This is a genomic window from Pseudomonas sp. 22490 (genome assembly GCF_052044465.1).
Taxonomy (GTDB): domain Bacteria; phylum Pseudomonadota; class Gammaproteobacteria; order Pseudomonadales; family Pseudomonadaceae; genus Pseudomonas; species Pseudomonas aeruginosa.
The window spans coordinates 31,708-52,452 of record NZ_JBQENS010000003.1 but is presented as its reverse complement, the minus strand read 5'-3'; the positions used below and the strand labels follow the sequence as shown (position 1 = coordinate 52,452).

The window sequence follows — 20,745 nt, the reverse complement described above, 5'->3', positions numbered from 1 at the left end:
TCATGCAATCTCCGTGGCTTCGCGGTACAGCCCGCGGTAACGTCCGAGCATCAGCGCCTCGGTGTAGTAGCGTTCGACCCGTTGCAGGCCGACCGCCTGGGCCGCCTGCCAGCGCTGCGGATTGCGCAGCAGGGCGAGGATCGCCCGCGAAGTGGCCTGCGGGTCGGCGATCGCCACCACCTCCCCGGCGCGACCCAGGGCGCGATCTTCGGCGTCGGCGCCTTCGATCAGTTCGCGGCAGGAGCCGACGTCGCTGCTCACCACCGGGGCGCCGGCAGCCCAGGCTTCGAGGATCACCAGCGGCTGCGCTTCGCTGATCGAGGTGAGGACCATCAGGCCGAGTTGCGGCAGGACCTCGCCGATCCGACGGAAACCGAGGAACTTCACCTTGTCCTGCAGGCCGAGGCTGGCCACCAGGCTGCGGCATTCGCTGGCATAGTCCGGATCTTCCTCCTCCGGACCGACGATCCAGCCCTCCGCCTCCGGCATCGCGCTGACCACCCCGCGCATGGCGCGGATGAAGGTCTTCACGTCCTTGATCGGCACTACCCGGCCGACCAGCCCGACCACCGGCGGAATCCCCGGCGGCCGCCGTTCGAGGGCGCCGGCCCAGGCATCGAGGTCGATGCCGTTGGGGATCACCCGGGTGCGCCGTGGCTCGGCGCCATCGAGTACCTGGCGCTGGCGGTTGCCTTCGTAGAGGGCGACGATCGGATTGGCGGCGCGATAGGTGAGCAGGCCGACACGCTCGAAGAAGCGGATCCACAAGCGACGGATGTAGCTGACCTCGGCATCCAGTCCGGTACTCAGCTGCTCGTCGGGGTTCTCCGCGATCCAGTTGGCCTGGGCCAGGTCGATCTTGCGCTCCTTGGTGTAGATGCCGTGCTCGCTGAGCAGGTAGCGGCAGCCCCAGCGACGTTGCAGGATGCAGCCCAGCAGGCCGGCGTAGCCGGTGGAGATCGAGTGCAGCATGCGCGCCCGCGGCATCCGCCGGGCCGCCTCGGCGAGCATGAACACCGGCGCCTGCATCGAGCGCAGGGTCCAGAAGTAATTGACGAAGGACGGATCGGTGCAATAGCGCTCGTAGCCTGCGGTGATCGCCTCCCAACTGGCCTTGCTGTGGAGAAAGTCCTCGCGGCCGATGCGGCCCTCGGCGAGCAGGTCGAGCAGCGCGTCGCCCTCCTCCACGTCCGGCGTCTCCGGGTAGTGGAAGAAACGGTGCAGATCGCGCAACGCCTTTTCGGTCTCGCTACTGCCCTGTCGCGTCTGCGGGTTCGGCGAACTCCAGGCGGTTTCCAGGAAGTGTTCCTCGATGTGCAGCACATTGTCCGGGATCGGGTAGTGGCGCTTGCCGTAGGCATCCTTCTGGCCGCCGATGAAGAACACCGAGAAGGTCAGGTCGGGGAGACCGAGGATCAACTGGTTGACCCAGCTGGAGACGCCGCCGCGGACATAGGGCCAGGTGCCCTCCAGCAGCAGGCAGACATCGGCGACGGGCGCCGTCGGAGCGGTGTGTTCGGTCATGTCCAGTATCTCGCCAGGGCCGCGAAGGGCGGCCGTTGCAGCATGTCGTCGGGCATTCCGGCGAGAAGCCGGGGGATGTCCCGGTAGCGCCGCTGGAAGAACGCCACCTCGGCGCGGAACGGCGCCAGCTGGGCGCTATCGATTCCCGCCTCCTCGGCGGCCTGGAGGGCGCGTCCGGCATCCTCCAGGCGGCCTTGTTCGAGGGCGATGCGCCCGGCCAGCAGATGCAGGTCGGCCGAGGGTGTGCCGCGCAGCGCCTGGTCGGTATGCTCGCGCGCCTGCTCGAGGATGTGCTCCAGCACGCTGCCCTGGGCCAACCCCAGGTAGGCCAGTTCCCAGTACCAGCGCGCCAGGGTCCCGTGCAACGCGCCGCGTCGCGCCGGCGTGGCGCCGGCGAGGCGGCCTAGGGCGGCCTCGATGCGCTGGTTGATCCGGCTTTCCTTCTGGTCGAGCATCGAGTAGGCCAGCAGGCGGACGTCGTCGGCAGGGTCGCGCAGGGCCAGCTTGAGGATCGGGATCGCTTCCTTGCCGGGCATCCGCCGGGTGGCGAAGATCGCCGTGAGCCGCTGGTTCGGGTCCGGCGCATGGCGCAGGACGTCCTGCAGGCCGCCGTCGCTGAACATCATGTCGAGGCGCTTTTCCTTCGGCCGGAACGGCAGCTCGGGGACGCCCATCGCCTGCCAGGCCTGCTCGCCACGCTGGCGCGGCAGGTACAGCGCCGGGAATACCGCCGCAGCGACGCCGACCGCTCCGATCAGCGGCACGAAGAAGGCCAGGCTGAAGAGGAACAGCGGGCTCCACGGCAGCGGGAACTTGTAGCGCCGCGGCAGCAGCAGCCATACGCCGACGCACAGCAGCGCGCTGCCCAGGCCGTGGGCGAACAGGTAGAGCGCCAGCGCCTGGCCGAACGGCAGGTCGGCGAAGACGCTCGCCCAACTGCTCAGCTCGAACAGGAAGGCGCCGCTAAACAGCCACTTGCTGATCATTCAGGCCGCACTCGTTGAAAAGGAAATGTCCCAGCGCCTGCCGATCGTTGCCGGCGTCCAGTTCGTACTGGCGGATGCGCACGCCCAGCGACTCCAGCTCGCGGGCCTGGCCGAAGCGTTCGGCGAAGAGAATCCTCAGGCGCTGCAGATACCCCTGGGAGCCTTCGGCGGAAGTCAGCGGCAACAACACCAGCAGGACCCGCCGGCCCTCGTCGTTGCGCAGTCGCAACTGCACGTCGAGGCCACGCTGGCTGCCTTCCAGCAGACGCTGGACCTCTTCGCCGTAGCGCGCATCGGTCAACTCGAAGGCATACAGGCAGGCCGGCAACCCATGGTCGCGGGCGTCCAGCAGGGAGCGCTTGAGGTACTGGGAGAAGCGCTGGGCGTCGATGTCGGCCAGTTGCAGTGCGCGACGGTCGCTCTGCAGCAAGTCGGCGATGTGCCCGGCGAGGATCGCCAGCAGGCTGAAGGTACGTTCGTTGAAGACGAAGAACGGCATCTGCTCCACCGCCAGCAGGGCGAGGATCCGCCCATCGGTGTCGACCAGCGGCACGCACACCTGCAGCGCGCTGTGCGCACGCTGCTCGCCGCGCTCCAGCAGTTCCTGGCGCACGCTGACCAGTTCGCCGCGCTCCAGGCAGGTGCGCACCAGCAGATCGTCGGCGTCCAGCGCCGGCATCTCGCCGAGCGTCGCCAAGGGTTGCGGCTCCGGGGTGCGGTCGTGGCGCACCCGGTAGAGTCCGGCGATGCGCAGCGAACCGTACTGGGCCAGCAGCGCCAGCACGGTTTCCGCCAGCGCATCGAGCGGTGCCTCATCGCCCGGCAGCTCGCGCAGCAGTTGTCGCAGACCGAGCAGCGAACTGCGCAGGCTCTGGTCGTTGCCGGCGACCCGCTGTTCCAGGCGATCGTGGGAGATGCGCAGGATGTGATGGGCGCGGGTGAATTCGTCGAGGCGCAACTGACGGTACTCGTTCGCCAGCTCCAGGCGCTCCAGGCGGCGTTCCCAGATGTCGCGGAACTCGCCCACCAACATGGCGCAGAGCAGCACGCCGACGATGAAGGCCGCCGGTACCTGGGCATAGGCCTCGACGCCCTGGACGCGAAACGCGAACAGCGCCGCCACCAGCAGCGCCGCGCTGGCCAACCCGCGGACGAAGCCGTAGCGCATGCCCAGCAACAGGGGCGCGAGGATCACCCAGGGAAAGGTGGCGTTGACCTGCAGCGGGTCGTCCGGGCTGAACCACCAGCCCAGGCCCAGCGCGAGCACGCTGATGACCAGCGTCTCGACCCAGGAGACGCTGCCGCTGGCGCGCGGTGCGAGGGCGAAATCCTTGTGCGCGGACATCGCCGTCACTCGAGCCGCAGGTCGCCGACCAGCTCGCGCAGGACTTTCTGCGCGGCGCCCGCCAGGCTTTCCCGGGACCAGCCGGCGCGCGCCCCGCTGGTGCTCCAGAGCACCCGCCCGGAGGCCGGCTCCAGCACCTGCAGGCTGACGCCCACCGCCGGCTCGCCGTCCAGGCCGTTCTTGTACTGCCACTCCTCGACGCTGCCGGTGACCACGTAGGCCAGCTTCTGCTGGCGTGCCCAGTCCAGCGCGCGCTGCTGGCGCTCGCGGTCGTCGACCAGTTGCAGGTCGCCTTGCGGCTGCGCCGGGTACAGGCGCGGCCGCACGCCCTCCTCGGCCAGCACGCTGAGCAGGATCTGCTCGGCACGCTCGCCGGCCTGCGGCGCCTGGGAGTAATTGAGCAGCGGCACCAGGCCCCACTGCGCGCCGCGCGCCAGCGGCGTAGCGCTTTCGCTGGTGAAGCTGGAGCAGCCCGCCATGAACAGGGCGACGGCCGCGAGAGCCAGGCAGCGGATGGATTGCATGTTGTGTTCCTCCTGTTGAATTCCGTATCCGGGCCGCGTTCAGCGGCCGAAGCGCGTGCTGTAGGTCACCCCGAGCGTGCCGCCGGCATCGCCGCCGCCGCCCTGGGGAGCCGACTGGTAGCCGAAGGTGAACGCCAGTTCGTCGTCGCCCAGCAGCTCCATGCCGATGCCGAGATCGATGCCGTAGTTGAACTCCTTCTCTGTCCACTGCCAGCCGGCCAGGGTGTCGACGATCCAGGTGTATTGCGGACGGCTGCGGTTCAGCGCGCCAGGGAAGCCACGGCGCCAGGTGCTGTCGAGGTAGACCTGGCCATAGCGGTCCTGCAGCAGGTCCTGGCTGCGCGCGCCATCGAGCGCCAGCGCACCGCCATGGGCCGCCAGCAGGTCGTCCGGCACGCGGTTCTCCAGGCGATTGCGCTGGTAGTCGATGCCGCCGCGCAGTTGCCAGGCCGGGCCGTCGAAGAACAGTGTGTGGGCCCATTCCAGGGACAGCGCCTCGCCGTTGCCGAGGTCGTCGCCCTGGCGGGTAGAGAAGCGGTTGTGCGCCAGCGACCAGCTCAACTGGTCGCGCCCGCTGAGGGTGTGGCGGCCGCCGAGCCGTAGGCTGTCGCGCATGCCGAGGGCTCGCATCAGGCCGGTCTCGTCGGTCTCGCGGTGCCAGTCGAGGCCCGCTTCCAGTTCGTCGCGCGAGCTCAGCCGCCAATTGCGCAGCAACCCCAGACCGTGGCGGTCCTCGTCGTCGCGCCAGCTGCCATCGAGCGTCGCCGCGGCGAAGCCATCGGCCAGTTCGCGCCGCAACGTCAGCCTGGCGTTGCGTTCGCTACCGAGGAGCGAGCTATCCAGCGCATCGCCGTGATAGCGGCCACTGCCCAGTTCGAGATCGGCGTACCAGTCGTCGCCGAGGTGGCGCGCCGCGCGCAGCGTCGGCCCCTTGAAGTCGAGACCGCCGAAGTCGCGCTTGTTCCAACCCAGTTGCAGGCCCTGGGGAGTGCGTTCGAGGATTTCCGCCGCCTGCCGCCGCAGCTGCTCGCGGTTGTCGCGCGAGTGGCCGTCGCCCAGTGCGCCCAGGGCCTCGCCCAGCGCTTCGCCGCCATGGCCGAGACGCACCAGCGCCTCGACCCGCTGCGCCGGATCCAGCTCGCCGCGCTCCAGCAGGCGTTGCAGGGCGGCGCGATTCTGGCTGCGCAGGGCGGCCTGGATCTCTTCGTTGCGCCCGATCTTCAGGCCCCGGCCGCGCGCCCAGGCCAGCCAGTCATCCTTCAGCGGCTCCTGGTTGGTGGCGGCGAGCTGGTCGAGGAACTGCTCGAACCACAGCTGCAGCATCGCCGGCTCGCCATTCCAGGCCCGCCGCGCCTCGCCCTGGGCGAGCAGCGGCCCCTGGGCCACGGCGAGCAGGCGCAGGTAGGCGGCGAAGCTGTCCGGGGTGGCCCTGACCGCCTCGCGGTCGAGCCGCCGGAGCAGTAGTCGGCGCAGGCGCAGGGCCTTGTCCTGGTAGCCGCTGGCATCCAGTGCGTCGGCGTAGGCGGCCTGCACCAGCCAGTCGCTGGGATTGGACTTGAGGTACAGGCGGAACCAGGCCAGCGCCTGGTCGTTACGCTCGAGCAGCAGGCTGGCGCTGGCGAACGGCAGCCACAGCGTGCTGTCCCGCAGCGCCAGGCCATGCCACTGCGCCAACAGGGGCGCCAGGCTGTCGCGACGGCCACGGTCGATGTAGAACCAGAGCAGGCGTTCGCGCACCAGGTTCTCGCCGGGGAAACGCACCAGGGCTTCCCGGTACAGACGCTCGGCGACGTCGCCATGGCCTTCCTGTTCCGCCAGCCGCGCCCTGGCCACCCAGTAATAGGGGCTGCCCTGCGCTTCCGGCAGGCCTTCGGCCTCGGCCAGCAGGCTCTTCAGGGCCGGCCAGTCGTGGAGGTTCTCCGCCAGTTGCAGGGCGCTGGCCAGGCGCCGCGGATCGCGGCTGCGCTGCCAACTGCCGATAAGCACCTGCAAGGCCTGCTTCGGATTGCTGTCCCGGTACAGGGCGATCAACTGGTCCTCGTCGCTGCTGTTCAGGCGGATGTCCAGGGCCAGCATGCGCTCGTAGGCGGCGCGGGCATCGTCGTCCTGCTCCAGGGCCCAGGCCAGCGCCGCGCGCAGGCGCCAGAACTCCGGCTCGCGGATCGCGCGGGTATCCACGCCGGAGAGGACCTTCCAGGCCTGGCGCGGATCGAACAGGTTCCAGTGGGTTTCCGCCCACTGCATGCGTTCCTTGACACTCAGCGGGAAATGCCGGGCCATCCGCGCCCAGACCCCGGTCTCTTCCTGCAACTGCTGGGTGTGTTCGAGAATCTGTTGCAAGCGCTGCCAGGCCAGGCGCTGTTTCGGATAACGCTGCACGTAGCCGCGCAGCCATGCCTCGCCCTCTTCCGGCGTGCCGCGGGTTTCATGGCTGTAGACCAGCGCATCGAGTTCCTCGTCGGTCATCTGTCGCTGCGCACCGATGGGCGCCAGCAGCTCGATGGCGCTGTCGAAATCGAACATCTGCAGCGACAGGCGCCAGGCATGCTCGCGCAGGGCCGGGTCATCGGCGCCGGCCAGCAGTTGCTTCCACAGGCCCAGCGCCCGCGGGCCGTTGCCGGTCCATTCGCCAAGGCGCGCGAGATCGGCCAGCAGCGTCCTGTCCTCCGGGCGCAGGGCCAGCAGCTCCTGGCCGACCTCCCAGGCCCGCTCGATCCGCCCGGCGGCCATGTTCAGGCGCAGGTCGGCGGCCAGCGCCTCATGGTCCTCGGGGCGCAATTCGCGCCAGCGCCGGATGAAGCGTTCGGCCAGGTCGTAGCGCTGGCTGCCTTCGGCGGCGCGTACGCCCTCGGCGAGCCAGGCCAGGGTCGATTCATCCTCCGGCAAGGCGTCCAGCCGCTCGTCCAGCAACAACGCCGCCTGTTCGCCGCGCTCGCCAGCGAGCAGGCTGGCGAAGGCCTGGCGCAGATAGGCCAGGCGCTTCGCCGGCTCGGTTTGCGCTTCGGCCAGTTGCCGCTGGATGTCCGCCGCCGGCAGCGGCTCGCCGGAAGCCAGGTACCAGCGCGCCGCCTCGTCCAGCCAGCGCTGCCGGCCCTGCGGGTCGCGACCGGCCAGTTCGGCAAAGGTCCGCGCCGCCAGGTCCGGCGCGTCCAGGGCCAGGGCATGACGGGCAAGTCGTTCGAGCATGGCGTCGTTCAACGAAACGTGCTCGATCTTGCGCAGGCGCTCCAGCAATCGGCGCGTCTGCTCCTCATCCATGCCCTCGGGCCTGGCCAGGGCGCCAAGGATGTCCAGTTCCACCTCGTAGAACGGCGTTGCCAGGCGGTCCTTGCCGCGCAGACGGGCGAGGTGATGACGCGCCTGCTCGAAGTCGCCGAGCTTGACCAGCAGGTCGATCAGGGTCAGGCGCAGCGCGTCGTTCTCCGGGTGCGCCTGCAACAGCAGTTCGGCGTAGTTCACCGAGACCGCGTCGGGCTCGCCATCGCCGCTGGGCATGAATACTTCTTCGCTGTTGAAGGTCAGCCACAGCACCAGCGCCACCCCGAGAGCGACCGGCAGCAGGGCCCAGGGATTCAGCAGGCGCGCCTGGGGATGCTTGTCAGCGGCAGACGAGTTGGCCATCGCGCACCTGCTCCATCGGCAACTCGAACGTCCACAGGCCGTTGCCGGCCTTTCCCGGGAAGGCCTTGCCGGCCGCACTCAGCCGGCAATCGCCCGCCGCGCGCACCACCAGGCGCAATGGCAGGTGCCCGGCGAAGGCGAACTCGACGCGGCCATCGTCGCGGTAGCGCCAGTGCTTCAGCGGCAGGTTGGCCTCCTCCAGCGCCGGCCGCGGATCGCGGCTGTCGCGCAGGACCAGGCGCGCATTCGCCGCACTCAGGTGCACATAGCGCCCCTGGGGCAGGTCGCGCACGCCCGCGACTCCCGTGGAGCGGCCGAGGTCCGGCCAACCCAGCGCCGGGTCCAGGCGCAGGGTGCGCAGGGCGGCGAAGCCACGCAGTTGCCAACTGCCATCGGCACGCTTGGCCAGGCTGGCGCGATGCAGGCCTTCCAGGCGCGGGATGTAGTCGCTCATCCACAGCGACAACGGATGCTCCGCCTGCATCGCCGCGTAGATCTGGTGCATGGTGCGGATCGAGGCCGGCTTGGTCCCCGAATAGAAGTGGTAGTACAGGTGCAGGCCGCGCAGGCGGCGCGGGCTGTCGGTCAGGGCGAAGGTATCGATGACGCCGCGGAAGCCGTAGTACGGCCCCTGCCAGAGATTGGTGTAGACGTTCTCGTTGATGATCGGCGCGTAGTACTGCACGCCGCCGCGGGTGGGCCGGATCAGCGGGTAGAGTCCGGTCAGCGAGGGAAAGGCCCGGGTCAGCGCGGTGTTGCCGCCGTTGACGTTCATCAGCCCGGCGTCGTAGGCGAGCTTGATGGTGGCGGCGTCGGGCAGCGCGTCGCCGGACCAGAAGATCATCTTGACCGGCTTCCGCGGGGTGGTCAGGCGCTGCTCGATGTAGTCGCGGGCGCCGATCACCTCGCGTACGAAGTCGACCTTGTCGTAGCCCGGGATAGCCATCTTGTAGCCATACTGGGCCTCGAAGTTCTCGCCCTGCTCGGCCAGTTGCGGCTGCCAGAAGAACGGATGGCTGAAGGTATGGCTGGCGACCTCGACCTTGTCGTCGGCGAAGATGCGCCGGGCGATCGGCTCCAGTTCCCTGGCCAGGTGCGGGTACATGCCCTTCGGCCCGACCTCGCCTTCGATCACCGAGACCGAGGTGAGGAACGGATAGGGCTTGATGAAGTCCTCCAGCACCTGCTGGCCGGCATAGGGACTGCCGGGCACCTCGGCACGGGAGACGAAGCCGTCGCCATCGATGTGCACGGTGGCGATGCGCCGGCCATTCTCGGTGGTCGCGTCGGGACTCGGCAGCGGCACAAGACGCAAGGCCTTGCGCAGGAAGGCGAACGGATCGAGGATCCAGCGCCGGTGCTCGCTACCCTCCTCCAGCACATAGGGCGCCAGGGCGAAGCCCCCCCAGTCGGCGGTCGCCACCGGCACGTACTCCTTGCCGTCGCCCTTGAGCTTGAGCGCCGGGGTCACCCGCGCCGGATCGAGTACGGTGAGCGCCGGCAGGTCGCGGATCCGGATCACCAGCGGCGCTTCGAAGGAACCAAGCAGCGCCTGGTCGTGGGTCTCGGTGCTCGGCTTGACCTTGAGTTTCTGCGACAGTCGGCGAATACCCAGGCGCTGCAACAGGCCGTCGTTCTCGGTAGGCAGGCCGGCGAGGAACGCCACCGGCACCTTTTCGTCGAGACGTGCAGCGATCCAGTTGTCGAAGGCGTCGCTGGCCAGCGGCGGTCCACTGGTCATCCAGGTCACCACCCCGGCGTAGAGACCGCTCAGCGGACGTTCGGGCAGCGGCTGGTCGGTGGGCAGGTAGTCGACCCGATAACCGAGGTATTCGAGCAGGCCGCCGAGGTAGACGTGACCGGGGCTCAGGGTCAGGTCGCCCTCGCGCGGATCGTAGAGCAGCGCGATGCGCCGCGGTTGCACCTCGACGTCGCTCACCCCCAGGTAGTCCAGCGCCGGGGTGCTGACGAACGGCACGTAGCCTTCGCTACGCAGGCGCGCAGCGAGCGTGCGCGCCTCGTCACGCCGCTCCGGCGGCAGGTAGTCGATGGCGACGATGGGCATGCCCTGGGCGCGCAGGGCATCCAGGTGGCCCTTCAGCCAATCGCGATCCTCCTGGGGCACCTCGCGGTATTGCCCGGCAGCGGCGTCCCAACCGGCATGGATCGACTCCACGGCCACCGCCGACGCGACGCCGGGCAACTCCGGCAGCACTTCGAAACCGCGATTGAAAAACAGCTTGAGGCCCGGCTCCTGGCGATGCAGCTGGGCGAGGAAACTGGCCAGCGCCCGGCGCTGGCCCTCGCGGCGCTCCTCGGCCTGTAGCTGGAAGCTGTCCAGGGTATCGAGGAACAGGCCGGCGTAGCCCTGTTTGCGCAGCTCCGCGGCGCGCTTGAGCAGGTACGCCCGCCAGCTCGGCGCGGCGAGGTCCATTACCTGGCTGTTCCAGGCTTGGTTGCGGACCGCGCTCTTGCCCCGGGCCAGGCCGCTGTCGGCGATGGCGGCGGCGTCGCCGTCGAACTCGCCGACCGACAGATAGGCGAAGGGCGTGCTGCCCTGCTCTTTCAGATACCCGACATCGGCCGGCTTGAGGTGCGCCGCTTCGAGCACCACCCAGTCGAACTGGGAAAGCTCGGCCAGCGGCGGCCGCTCGGCGTACCAGAACGCCACGCTGGACGGCCCGCCGGCAGCCCCTGCGGCAGTGCCGGCACAAAGCGCCAGCGCCAGGCCGGCAAGCCAGGCGAGCGGGCGCTCGATGGGTCGAAGGGTGTTACGGCGGGACGGCAGACGCAGCACGGCGATTCCTTTCTTGCTGAACCGCATGCCCAGCCTACGCGGCAGGGTCGATACCGACCGAAGCGGCAGGTCGGAAGCATGGATGCGGTTTCCGGTGGCAACGTCGAATCCCTGACAGTGCGGGCACATCCAAAGCAGCCGCAGGCGATTAACGTCAATCTAATGACTAAATATGCTAATTGCTAAATTTTTAAGCGGAAACTGTCAATTTTTAGGCACATACATGACGCCATGGTGTCCTTTTGCCTGCCCGTGACGCTTTGCAGGTCAACTCCGCGCTTTCCGAGACACCGGTGTGGCAAAGTGGAAAGCCCAGGTTTCACGCACTTCATCAGGAAAGTCGACGGCCCTCCGGAAGCCCCCGGAAGTCACTTCGTCTAGACCCATCGGTTCGGTAGACGCCGTTCGCTAATAACTAAATATTTATTAAATCCGTGAAACAGGTTGTCTTTTCCGGCCAACGAAAGGCGCCGGGCATTTGGCGCACGCGCGTGCGGTCGCACCGCCTTCAGTTGCGTGCGAGGAACCGCACCAGCCACACCGAGGCGACGCCTATCGCCCCACCCGCCAGTACTTCGGCGACCCGCAGCGAGGCGACCAGGGGCGACTGCTGAATCGCCCAGGAGGCGCAGGCGATGCACGCGCAACGCGCGGCAAAACCTGTCGCGTAGTGACGGAATCCGACGAGGGTGAGGACCGAGGCAAGAGTCGCCAAGGTGTGGACCAATAGAACATGTGGTAGAGCGGCCCCTACCACGAGGCCGAGCGGTACGCCGAGCAGCGCGCCAAGCCCGCGATCGCGCAGCTTCAGGTGCGCGCTGGCGGCATTGCCGGTAACCACGCTGGCGGACGACCAGATCGCCCACTGGCCGTATTCGATGTGCCGCCACGCCACCAAGGTCGCGCTGCAGGCTACGGCGAGTGTGACCGCCAACACAGCCTGGAGCAGCTCGTCATGCGCGGCCGCGTGGCCCGTCAAGTGCGCCCCACGCCAGCGCAGCAGGGTACCGTAACGGCGTGCGAGCGCTGCGTGGCGCAAGGTATCGACACCGGCGAGCGCCACCGATGGTAGCGTCGCGACGACGAGATACGGCACCAGGGACAGCGCAGCGCGGTGCGTCGCGGCAACCTCGCAGGCCAGATAGAGCACAGGAATAAAGACGAAATTGCCCAGCGTGCGCAAGCGCGTATCCAGGCCGGATAGCGCGACAGCAGCAGCGGCGAGCGCTGCGCAAGCGATGGCAAACGCCGCTCCCCAGGCGAGCGCGAACGACAGGCCGAGAAAGCCGAGGATGATCGCCACCCCCTGGCCGAGCGCCGCGAGCGGTGCGCTACCGACCCGCTCGACGACGACCGCCACGGAGATCGTCGCGATATTCGCCAGCAGCCAGTTGGCATCGCCGCTGGCGCTGTAGAGCACGAACAGCGGCAGCGACACGGCGAGCGCGCGCCCCATGGCGCGGCCGTCGAACAGGCGTGTCAGCGAGGCGCACACACGACGCGCCGCCTAGAGCGCTGCCAACTGGTCGAGCGTGACGATCCGCGCGATGCCGCCCAGGACCTCGATGGAGCGCCGGTGCTCCTCGTCGCTGGCCGCCGCGCAGGCCTCCTCCAACACCAGCACTTGGTAGTCGCGATCGTGCGCATCGCGCGCGGCGGCCTGCACAGCCCAGGTCGTACTGACACCGGCGAGCACCAGGCGCTCGATCCGCCTCGCCCGCAACACGGCCTCCAGGCGCGTGGCATAAAAGGCGCTGATGCGCGGCTTGAGCACTTCCATCTGCACGGCATCCCGCTTCAGGTCAGGATGAAATGCGCAACCGCGCCCGCAGAGGTCGAGAGCGCCGAGTGCCTGCGCGGCAGCGAAGATCGGCGAATGTTCCGGCAGGTCCGGATAGCCGGGCTCGAAGCCCACCCTCACCGCGATCCGCAGCCAGCCACGCTGCTCGGCGACGGCGAGAGCGCGGTTGAAACGCGCGACCACGCCACGCAAGGCGGCCTGTTCTGCACAGCGGGCAATCCTACCGTCGGGATGCATGATATCGACGATGTAGTCGAGACCGATCAGTGCTGTGTTCATCGGGAACTCCTCTTCCATCTGCCGGAACCCAAAGCCCTGGATTCAGGGCTCCTCGAATTGCGCCAGGCGTGTCAGCAACGGACCGGCCGCCGCCAGCAGGGCGCGCTCGCTCTCGTCGAGACAGGCGTGCATGGCACGCACCAGCCATTCTTCGCGCTTGGCGCGGTTGCCGTAGAGATTTCGCCGGCCCTCCGAGCTCAGCGACACGCGGGTTCTGCGCCCATCTTGCGGATCGGCGTGACGGACGATCAGCCCTCCGCGTTCCAGTTCGCGCAGCAGCGCGGCCAGATTCGACGAGCGCATCCGCTCGGCGGCGGCCAGCTCGGAAGGTGTGACGTCGCCGCCAAGGCGGTCGATCGCGCCAAGCACGACCAGTTGCGAGAATTGCACCGGATCGGCCTGCGCCTCGCGACGCAGGCGGCGGGTCAGGGTGGTGACCTGGCTGCGCAGATGCGCTGCCAGTTGGAGATCCTGGTTGGTGGGCATATTTATCTACATAATCATAGCTATATTTTCATAGCAAAATAACACATCCAACGCCGCCCGCCATGGGACCCGACCGACGGCACGACAGCTGAAATGAAAGAGCCCCGCACTAGGGCGGGGCTCTTGCTTGCCGTCAGTCCGGTCGCATCAGGGGATGCAGACACCGTGCTGGCTGCTCTGCGCCAGGTCCATCAGCTCGCGGTTGGCCACGGCGTACATGGCGTAGTCGGTACCCGACGCGGCACGCAGTTCGACCAGCATCGCCCGCCAGCGCTCGACCAGCGGCAGGTGCTGTTCCAGCCACAGGCCGACGCGAGCCTCGACCTCCTTCGGTCCGTCCTGCATCTGCAACACCGAGACGGTGATCGCCCGCTGCTGCCAGTCGAGGTCGTCGCGGAACGCCTCGCGGGCCAGCGCCTGCCAGTTGTTCTCCACCGGCAGGTTGGTGATCTGTTGCAGGTACCAGGTCAGGTCCAGCGCGCTGCCCACGGCGAAATAGGCCTTGGCCACTTCCGCGGTGTCCTGGCCGGTCACGTCGGACGCCTCGATGATCGGCAGCAGCGTGTACAAGTGGCTGGTACCGGCCACCATGCGTGCCAGCAGTTCCGGCACGCCGGCGTCGACGTAGGTCTGGTAGCGCGCCTGCCACAGCTCGCGGGTCGGCCCTTCGAGCAGCTCGTTGAGCTTCAGGCCGAGGGCGGCGATGCGCGGGCCGAAGTGGGCCACGTCGCGCGCCGCGTCCAGCTCGTTGCGGCGGCTGCGGAGGAACCAGCGGGTGGCGCGGCGGCCGAGGCGCATCAGTTCGTCCATCAGGGTCAGCTGGATATCAGCGGGCACCTGGTAGTCGAGATTCTCGATCTGGCGGAACCAGTGCGGCAGGTGGAATACGTCGCGGACGATCACGTAGGCCCCGGCGACGTTGGCCGCGCTCATGCCGGTGGACTCCTTCAGGCGCTGCACGAAGGTGATGCCCATGTGGTTGACCAGGTCGTTGGCGATCTGCGTGCTGACGATCTCGCGCTTCAGGCGATGGCGGCGCATGGCGTCGCCGAACTTCTCCGCCAGCAATGCCGGGAAGGCGGTCTCCATGTCGCGGGTCAGGTAGTCATCGTCCGGCACCAGCGATTTCAGCAGCGATTCCTTGAGGTCGATCTTGCTGTAGGAGATCAGCACCGACAGCTCGGCGCGGGTCAGCCCCTGGCCGGCACTGATGCGTTCCGCCAGCTCCTCGTCGGAAGGCAGGAACTCCAGGGCGCGATCGAGCTTGCCACGCGCCTCGAGGTCGCCCATCAGCCGCTTGTACTCGGCGATCCGCTCGCGGGCGCGACGTTGCGCCAGGGACAGCGCCTGGGTCTGCTTGTAGTTGTTGCCCAGCACCAGGGCGCCGACCGCGTCGGTCATCTTCACCAGCAGCGCGTTGCGCTGCTTCTCGGTCATGTCGCCGGCCTGCACCACTTCGTTGAGCAGGATCTTGATGTTGACCTCATGGTCGGAGCAGTCCACGCCACCGGCGTTGTCGATGAAGTCGGTGTTGTTGGCACCGCCGTGCAGGCCGAACTCGACCCGCGCCAGTTGGGTCATGCCCAGGTTGCCGCCCTCGCCCACCACCTTCGCGCGCAGCTCGCGGCCGTCGACGCGCAGACCATCGTTGGCCTTGTCGCCGACATCGGCGTGGGTTTCCTTGCTCGACTTCACGTAGGTACCGATCCCGCCGTTCCAGAGCAGGTCGACCGGCGCCTTGAGCAGCGCATGGATCAGCTCGGTGGGCGCCAGCCTGTCGGCCTGGATGTCGAAGCGCGCCTTCATTTCCGGGGTGATGGCGATGCTCTTGGCGCTGCGCAGGAAGATCCCGCCGCCGGCGGAGATCAGCTTGGCGTCGTAGTCGGCCCAGCTCGAACGCGGCAGGTTGAACAGGCGCTGGCGCTCGACGAAGCTGCTGGCGGCGTCCGGGTTCGGGTCGATGAAGATATGCATGTGGTTGAAGGCGGCCACCAGTTGCAGCTTGTCCGACATCAGCAGGCCGTTGCCGAACACGTCGCCGGCCATGTCGCCGATGCCGATGACGCTGATGTTGTCCTTCTGCACGTCGATGCCGCGTTCGCGGAAGTGCCGTTGCACGCTGACCCAGGCGCCCTTGGCGGTAATCCCCATGCCCTTGTGGTCGTAGCCGGCGGAGCCGCCCGAGGCGAAGGCGTCGCCGAGCCAGAAGCCGTACTCGGCGGCGATGCCGTTGGCGATGTCGGAGAAGGTCGCCGTGCCCTTGTCCGCGGCGACCACCAGGTAGGGATCGTCCTCGTCGTGGCGGACCACGTTGGCCGGCGGCACCACTTCGCCTTCCTTGAGGTTGTCGGTGATATCGAGCAGGCCGGAAATGAAGATCCGGTAGCAGGCGATCGCCTCGGCCTGGATCTCGTCGCGGCTACCGCCAAGCGGCAGGCGGCGCGGGACGAAGCCGCCCTTGGCGCCGACCGGCACGATCACCGCGTTCTTCACCTGCTGGGCCTTGACCAGGCCGAGCACCTCGGTGCGGAAGTCTTCCTCGCGGTCCGACCAGCGCAAGCCGCCGCGAGCCACCTTGCCGCCGCGCAGGTGCACGCCCTCGACGCGCGGCGAGTAGACGAAGATCTCGTACTTGGGCACCGGCCTGGGCAGCTCCGGAATGGCCTTCGGGTTGAACTTGAAGCTGAAGTAGCTCTTGTTCTGGCCGTTGCCGTCGGGCTGGTAGAAGTTGGTCCGCAGGGTCGCCTTGATCAGGTCGAGGTAGCGCCGCAGGATGCGGTCCTCGTTGAGCACCTGGACTTCGTCGAGGGCACCGAGGATCGCCTGCTCCAGCTTCTGTTGCTTGTCTTCCAGGTCTTCCGCGGTGAGTTTGCGCGCCAGGTAGAAGCGGGTCTTGAACAGCCGCACCAGCTCGCGGGCGATGTCGGTGTGGGCATTCAGCGCACTGGCGATGTAGCCGAGGTCGAAGCCCAGGCGGATCTGCTTCAGGTAACGCGCGTAGGCACGCAGCAGGGCGACGTCGCGCCACGGCAGGTTGGCGGTCAGCACCAGGCGGTTGAAGGCGTCGTTCTCGGCGTCGCCGCTGACGATGTGGACGAAGGCGTCCTGGAGGATCTCGTTGAGCTGCTGGATGTCCACGTCCAGCCCTTCGGCGTAGGTGAAGGCGAAGTCGTGGATCCAGTATTCGCGGCCGTTCTGGTGGCGCAGGCGGTAGGGGAATTCGCCGAGCACGCGCAGGCCGAGGTTCTCCAGGATCGGCAGGACGTCGGACAGGGCCAGCGGGGTGTCGGCGTGGTACAGCTTGCAGTGCAGTTGCTGCTCGCCCTGCGCCAGCGGCTGGTAGAAGCTCATCACCAGCGGGCGCTGCTCGGAGAGGCTGAGCAGGTGCTGCAGGTCGACCACCGCGAAGTGCGGGGCGAAGCGCTCGCGGTAGCCGGCCGGGAAGCCTTTCGGGAAGTCGGCCAGGACGTTGGTGCCCTTGGCCTCGCCGAGGTTTTCCACCACCAGGCTGCTGTAGTCGTCCTGCCAGGAACGGCAGGCCTGGATCACTTCTTCCTCCAGGCGCGCCGGGTCGATGTCGATGCGCGACTTCGGGTCGACGCGGAGGATGAACTGCACGCGGGCCAGCACCGACTCGGAGAAGAAGGTCCAGAACTCGCAGTCGCTGGCCTGCAGGCGCTCCATCAGGACCTGCTGGATCTTCAGGCGCGTCTCGGTGGAATACACGTCGCGCGGCACGTAGGCCAGGCAGTAGCAGAAGCGACCGTAGGGGTCCTTGCGCAGGAACACGCGGATCTTGTTGCGCTCCTGGATGCGGACGATCGCCAGGGCGGTGCTGAACAGCTCGTCCACCGGGGTCTGGAACAGGTCGTCGCGCGGCAGTACTTCCAGCACCTGGGCCAGTTCCTTGCCGAGGTGGGCCTTGGTGTCGAAACCGGAGCGCCGCATCACTTCGGCGACCTTGCCGCGGATGAAGGGGATGTCGTTGACGCTCTCGTTGTACACCGAGGAGGTGAACAGGCCCATGAAGCGGCACTCGCGGATCACCCGGCCCTTGCCGTCCAGCTCGCGGATCGACACGTAGTCCGGGTAGGCCGGGCGGTGCACACGGCTCGGATGGGCAGCCTTGGCGAAGGACAGCAGGACCGGTTCGCGCAGGTAGGCGACGGCATAGTCCTCGATGTGCAGGTCATCCTTGCTCAGGCCGGCACGCAGCAGACGGGTCAGGCCGAGGAAGGATTTCTCGTCGTAGACCATGCGCCCGCCGTCGGCCTCGTCGGCGACGCTGAATTCCTCGTAGCCGAGGAAGGTGAAGTGGTTGTCCAGCAGCCATTCGAGATAGCTGCGTACTTCCTTCAGTTCCTCCGCCGGCACCTTCAGCTTGGCCTTGCCAAGCCAGGTCAGCAGTTCGCGGGCCTTGGCCTTCATCGGTTCGAAGTCGGCGACGGTCACGCGTACTTCACCGAGCACTTCCAGGATGGCCTTCTCCAGCGCCCGCAGTTCGCCGGCGTGGGCGCAACGGTCGATCTCCAGGTACATCAGCGATTCCTGGCTGACGTCCTTGCCCTGGCTACCCTTGGGCAGGATTTCCTTCAGCTCGCCCTTGGCCGAGCGGCGCACGCTGAGGACGTTGGTCTGCAGGGTATGGATGCTGTAGCCGCGGCGGTTCAGTTCCATGCGCACCGAGTCGACCAGGAACGGCAGGTCCGGGTGCAGCACTTCCACCGCGGTGTGGGTGGATTGCCAGCCGTGCTTCTCGTAGTCGGGGTTGTATACGCGGACTTCGGGCTGGTCGCGGTCGAAGCGCTCCAGCAGGCGCCAGGCGGAAAGGGTGCAACCGACCAGGTCGGAAAGCCGACGCTGGGTCAGTTCATCGAGGGAGATCAGGCTGAAGAACTGTTCGGCGAACAGCGTGACTTGTGGTAACGCCTTGTCGCCGAGGTGCTGCGCCAGTGCCGTCTGCAGTTGATGCTGGAAATCGGCTTTGCTGGCCGCGGTGAAGAACGCCATGGTTGTACTCCGCTTGGCTTGTTATTTCATGGAGGCGAGCGGTTCGCGGGAAAGGTCGCGAGCAACGCACCTTCGGACCGACCCTCGCTGCGTCCATGAAGTTCAGCAGAAGCTGAGCATTAATCCAGGCAGGCAGGCGCACAGCAAAGGCTGACCGGGAACCGCCCTTTTTCGGCGAGCGACCCGCCGGTCATATCCGACAGAGCTTAACGAGCCGGCAAGGCAAAACACTTACCGTGCTGCGACATATTCGTTCACCCCGGGAGCATCGGCTCACTGCACCGGCAGGAAATGCATGAACAGCAGTCCCTGGGCGTAGTTCACGCTGATCCGCCGGTAGCGTTCGCCGAGCACCTCGGCGAGCAGGTCCAGGCGCGCGACGATCTTGGCGAACTCGCGGGCGTAGCTGAGGTTGCTGGCGTCGTCGGTGAGGGCGTTGGAAAGCAGCAACGGGGCACCCTTGTCGTCCTTGCGGGTAGCCAGCATCCAGGTGGCGACCTCGACGTTGCGCGCGGCGTTGTAGACGTACTGCGCGTCGATCCCCTGGTAGACGTAGAACTCGGTGCGCCCGCCATGGGCGGTGATCAGCATGCTGGCCAGGGAGTATATGAAGGCACCGACGCGGTCGCCCTTGAACGCCGGATCGAGGGAGTAGGACAGTGCGGCGATGTCGCGGCGGCCGCCCAGGTCGCTGAGTTCGCGGTTCTGCTCGATGGCCCGGCGGATCGCCAGCTCGGCGTCGGCCTGGCTCGGCAGGCCGGTCTTCTTCCATTCGGCGGGATTGCGCTTGTACAGCTTCCAGAGCAACTGGTAGAGGCTTTGCAGGTTGTCGCGCATGGCCAGGGTGGCCATGCGATCGGCATCGGTCTGGAGGAATTCGCCAGCGCGCATCGAACCCTGGCTGGTGTCCTCGCCGGCGGCGTTGCGCGGCGCGTTCGAACATCCGCTGGCGAGCGCGCCGAGCAGCAACAGCAGCCCACCGACCCAGCGCCGCCACCCACGCCGGGCGCGGCCCTCCCCCTTGCGCCGGGCAAGCCCCGGCAATGTCGCTCCTGACAAACGCTCTGTCCATTCGCTGTTCGCATCGCGGAAACCGACCCGCCTGCGCCGGCGAAGTTCCCCGGGCGCGTCGATCCGCCGCGCTTCGCGAGGCAGGTCACGGCGAGAGGCGGAGGCTTTTCACCGGCATACCCGCGCGGGTTCACGAATAGGCGCGGCACGAGCGTCGGAGAGTACGCTAGGCAGTCGCCGTGCGCTAACATGTGCGGGATCGGGGGGCGTCATCCGCCGCAGAGCGGAGCCTTCTCCCCGCCCGCGCGCGCCGGCCTCGCCGTGCGCCACCGAGCGACACCCCAGCAGGCCTTGGAACCGGTAGTCCAGACAATGAGCAACGAGCCAGAAAGCACGCAGCACAAGAGCGCCCTGCAGGGACTGAAGGGCTACCTGTCGAGCCAGATCCTCGGCCAGGAAAAACTCGTCGACCGCCTGCTGATCGCGCTGCTAGCCGACGGCCACCTGCTGGTGGAAGGCGCGCCGGGACTGGCCAAGACCAAGGCCATCAAGGACCTCGCCGAAGGCCTCGAAGCCGAGTTCCACCGTATCCAGTTCACTCCCGACCTGCTCCCCGCCGACATCACCGGAACCGAGATCTACCGTCCGGAGACCGGCACCTTCGTGTTCCAGCAAGGCCCGATCTTCCATCACCTGGTGCTGGCCGACGAGATCAACCGCGCCCCGGCCAAGGTGCAATCGGCGCTGCTCGAAGCCATGGCCGAGCGCCAGGTTTCGGTCGGCCGCAGCACCTACGACCTGCCACAGCTGTTCCTGGTGATGGCGACACAGAACCCGATCGAGCAGGAAGGTACCTACCCGTTGCCGGAAGCCCAGCTCGACCGCTTCCTCATGCACGTCAAGATCGGCTACCCGGAGGCCTCGGTGGAACGCCGCATCCTCCAGCAGGCGCGTGGCGAGGCACTGAACGGCGAGGCCCGGCCGGAGCGCCGGGTGACCCAGGAAACCATCTTCGCCGCGCGCCAGGAAATCCTCGGCCTGTACATGGCCGACGCGGTGGAGGAATACCTGGTGCAACTGATCATGGCCACCCGCACCCCGGCCAAGCACGACGCGGAACTCGCCGAATGGATCTCCTACGGCGCCAGCCCGCGCGGCTCCATCGCCCTCGACCGCTGCGCGCGCGCCCACGCCTGGCTGGCCGGACGCGACTTCGTCAGTCCCGAGGACATCCAGGCGGTGCTGTTCGACGTGCTGCGCCATCGCCTGATCCTGACCTTCGAGGCGGAAGCCGCCGGCATCGACCAGGACCGGGTCGTGCAGCGCATCCTCGACGTGGTCGCCGTGGCCTGAGGCCGCCG

At 67.7% G+C, this 20,745-nt stretch carries 12 protein-coding genes; 1 reads left to right on the top strand and 11 read right to left on the bottom strand.

Annotated features, from left to right (window positions below; all coding sequences use genetic code 11):
* From pelF to ACTJJX_RS04210, 11 genes are all read right to left on the bottom strand, one after another.
* The gene (gene pelF / locus ACTJJX_RS04260; protein WP_003103472.1) at positions 1-1,524 is read right to left on the bottom strand and encodes a GT4 family glycosyltransferase PelF; all 1,524 of its coding nucleotides are present in this window, start codon (positions 1,522-1,524) and stop codon (positions 1-3) included.
* Positions 1,521-2,510, bottom strand: a complete 990-nt coding sequence (locus ACTJJX_RS04255) for a tetratricopeptide repeat protein (RefSeq protein ID WP_003143628.1) — start codon at positions 2,508-2,510, stop codon at positions 1,521-1,523. Before ACTJJX_RS04255 ends, pelF begins: the two co-directional genes overlap by 4 nt.
* On the bottom strand, positions 2,488-3,855 hold the full coding sequence (locus tag ACTJJX_RS04250; protein WP_010793211.1) for a PelD GGDEF domain-containing protein: 1,368 nt from the start codon (positions 3,853-3,855) through the stop codon (positions 2,488-2,490). The genes ACTJJX_RS04255 and ACTJJX_RS04250 overlap by 23 nt, the downstream gene beginning before the upstream one ends.
* 5 nt (positions 3,856-3,860) lie before the next feature.
* Entirely contained in the window at positions 3,861-4,379 is a 519-nt protein-coding gene (locus tag ACTJJX_RS04245) for a pellicle/biofilm biosynthesis outer membrane protein PelC (RefSeq protein WP_003091288.1), read from the bottom strand.
* A gap of 39 nt (positions 4,380-4,418) precedes the next feature.
* Complete coding sequence (locus ACTJJX_RS04240; RefSeq protein WP_016852657.1) at positions 4,419-8,000, bottom strand: tetratricopeptide repeat protein; 3,582 nt, start codon at positions 7,998-8,000, stop codon at positions 4,419-4,421.
* Entirely contained in the window at positions 7,978-10,824 is a 2,847-nt protein-coding gene (locus tag ACTJJX_RS04235; RefSeq protein WP_016852656.1) for a bifunctional glycoside hydrolase 114/ polysaccharide deacetylase family protein, read from the bottom strand. Before ACTJJX_RS04235 ends, ACTJJX_RS04240 begins: the two co-directional genes overlap by 23 nt.
* 481 nt (positions 10,825-11,305) lie before the next feature.
* Positions 11,306-12,292 carry an FUSC family protein gene (locus tag ACTJJX_RS04230; protein WP_003119773.1) on the bottom strand — a complete coding sequence of 329 codons (987 nt, stop codon included), beginning with the start codon at positions 12,290-12,292 and terminating at the stop codon, positions 11,306-11,308.
* Positions 12,293-12,304: 12 nt separating this feature from the next.
* Positions 12,305-12,877, bottom strand: coding sequence for an isochorismatase family cysteine hydrolase (locus tag ACTJJX_RS04225; protein ID WP_003103486.1), 573 nt, complete (start codon positions 12,875-12,877; stop codon positions 12,305-12,307).
* Positions 12,878-12,919: 42 nt separating this feature from the next.
* Positions 12,920-13,363, bottom strand: coding sequence for a MarR family winged helix-turn-helix transcriptional regulator (locus ACTJJX_RS04220; RefSeq protein WP_003109601.1), 444 nt, complete (start codon positions 13,361-13,363; stop codon positions 12,920-12,922).
* A gap of 147 nt (positions 13,364-13,510) precedes the next feature.
* Positions 13,511-18,373 (bottom strand): NAD-glutamate dehydrogenase GdhB, encoded by a 4,863-nt coding sequence (gdhB, locus tag ACTJJX_RS04215; protein ID WP_003103491.1) that lies wholly within the window; start codon positions 18,371-18,373, stop codon positions 13,511-13,513.
* A 273-nt stretch (positions 18,374-18,646) separates the two neighbouring features.
* Positions 18,647-19,417 carry a hypothetical protein gene (locus tag ACTJJX_RS04210; protein WP_003091293.1) on the bottom strand — a complete coding sequence of 257 codons (771 nt, stop codon included), beginning with the start codon at positions 19,415-19,417 and terminating at the stop codon, positions 18,647-18,649.
* Between the two features lie 339 nt (positions 19,418-19,756).
* Here ACTJJX_RS04210 and ACTJJX_RS04205 point away from each other — a divergent pair, with 339 nt between their 5' ends.
* Positions 19,757-20,737 (top strand): AAA family ATPase, encoded by a 981-nt coding sequence (locus ACTJJX_RS04205; protein WP_003103494.1) that lies wholly within the window; start codon positions 19,757-19,759, stop codon positions 20,735-20,737.
* Positions 20,738-20,745: the final 8 nt, after the last annotated feature.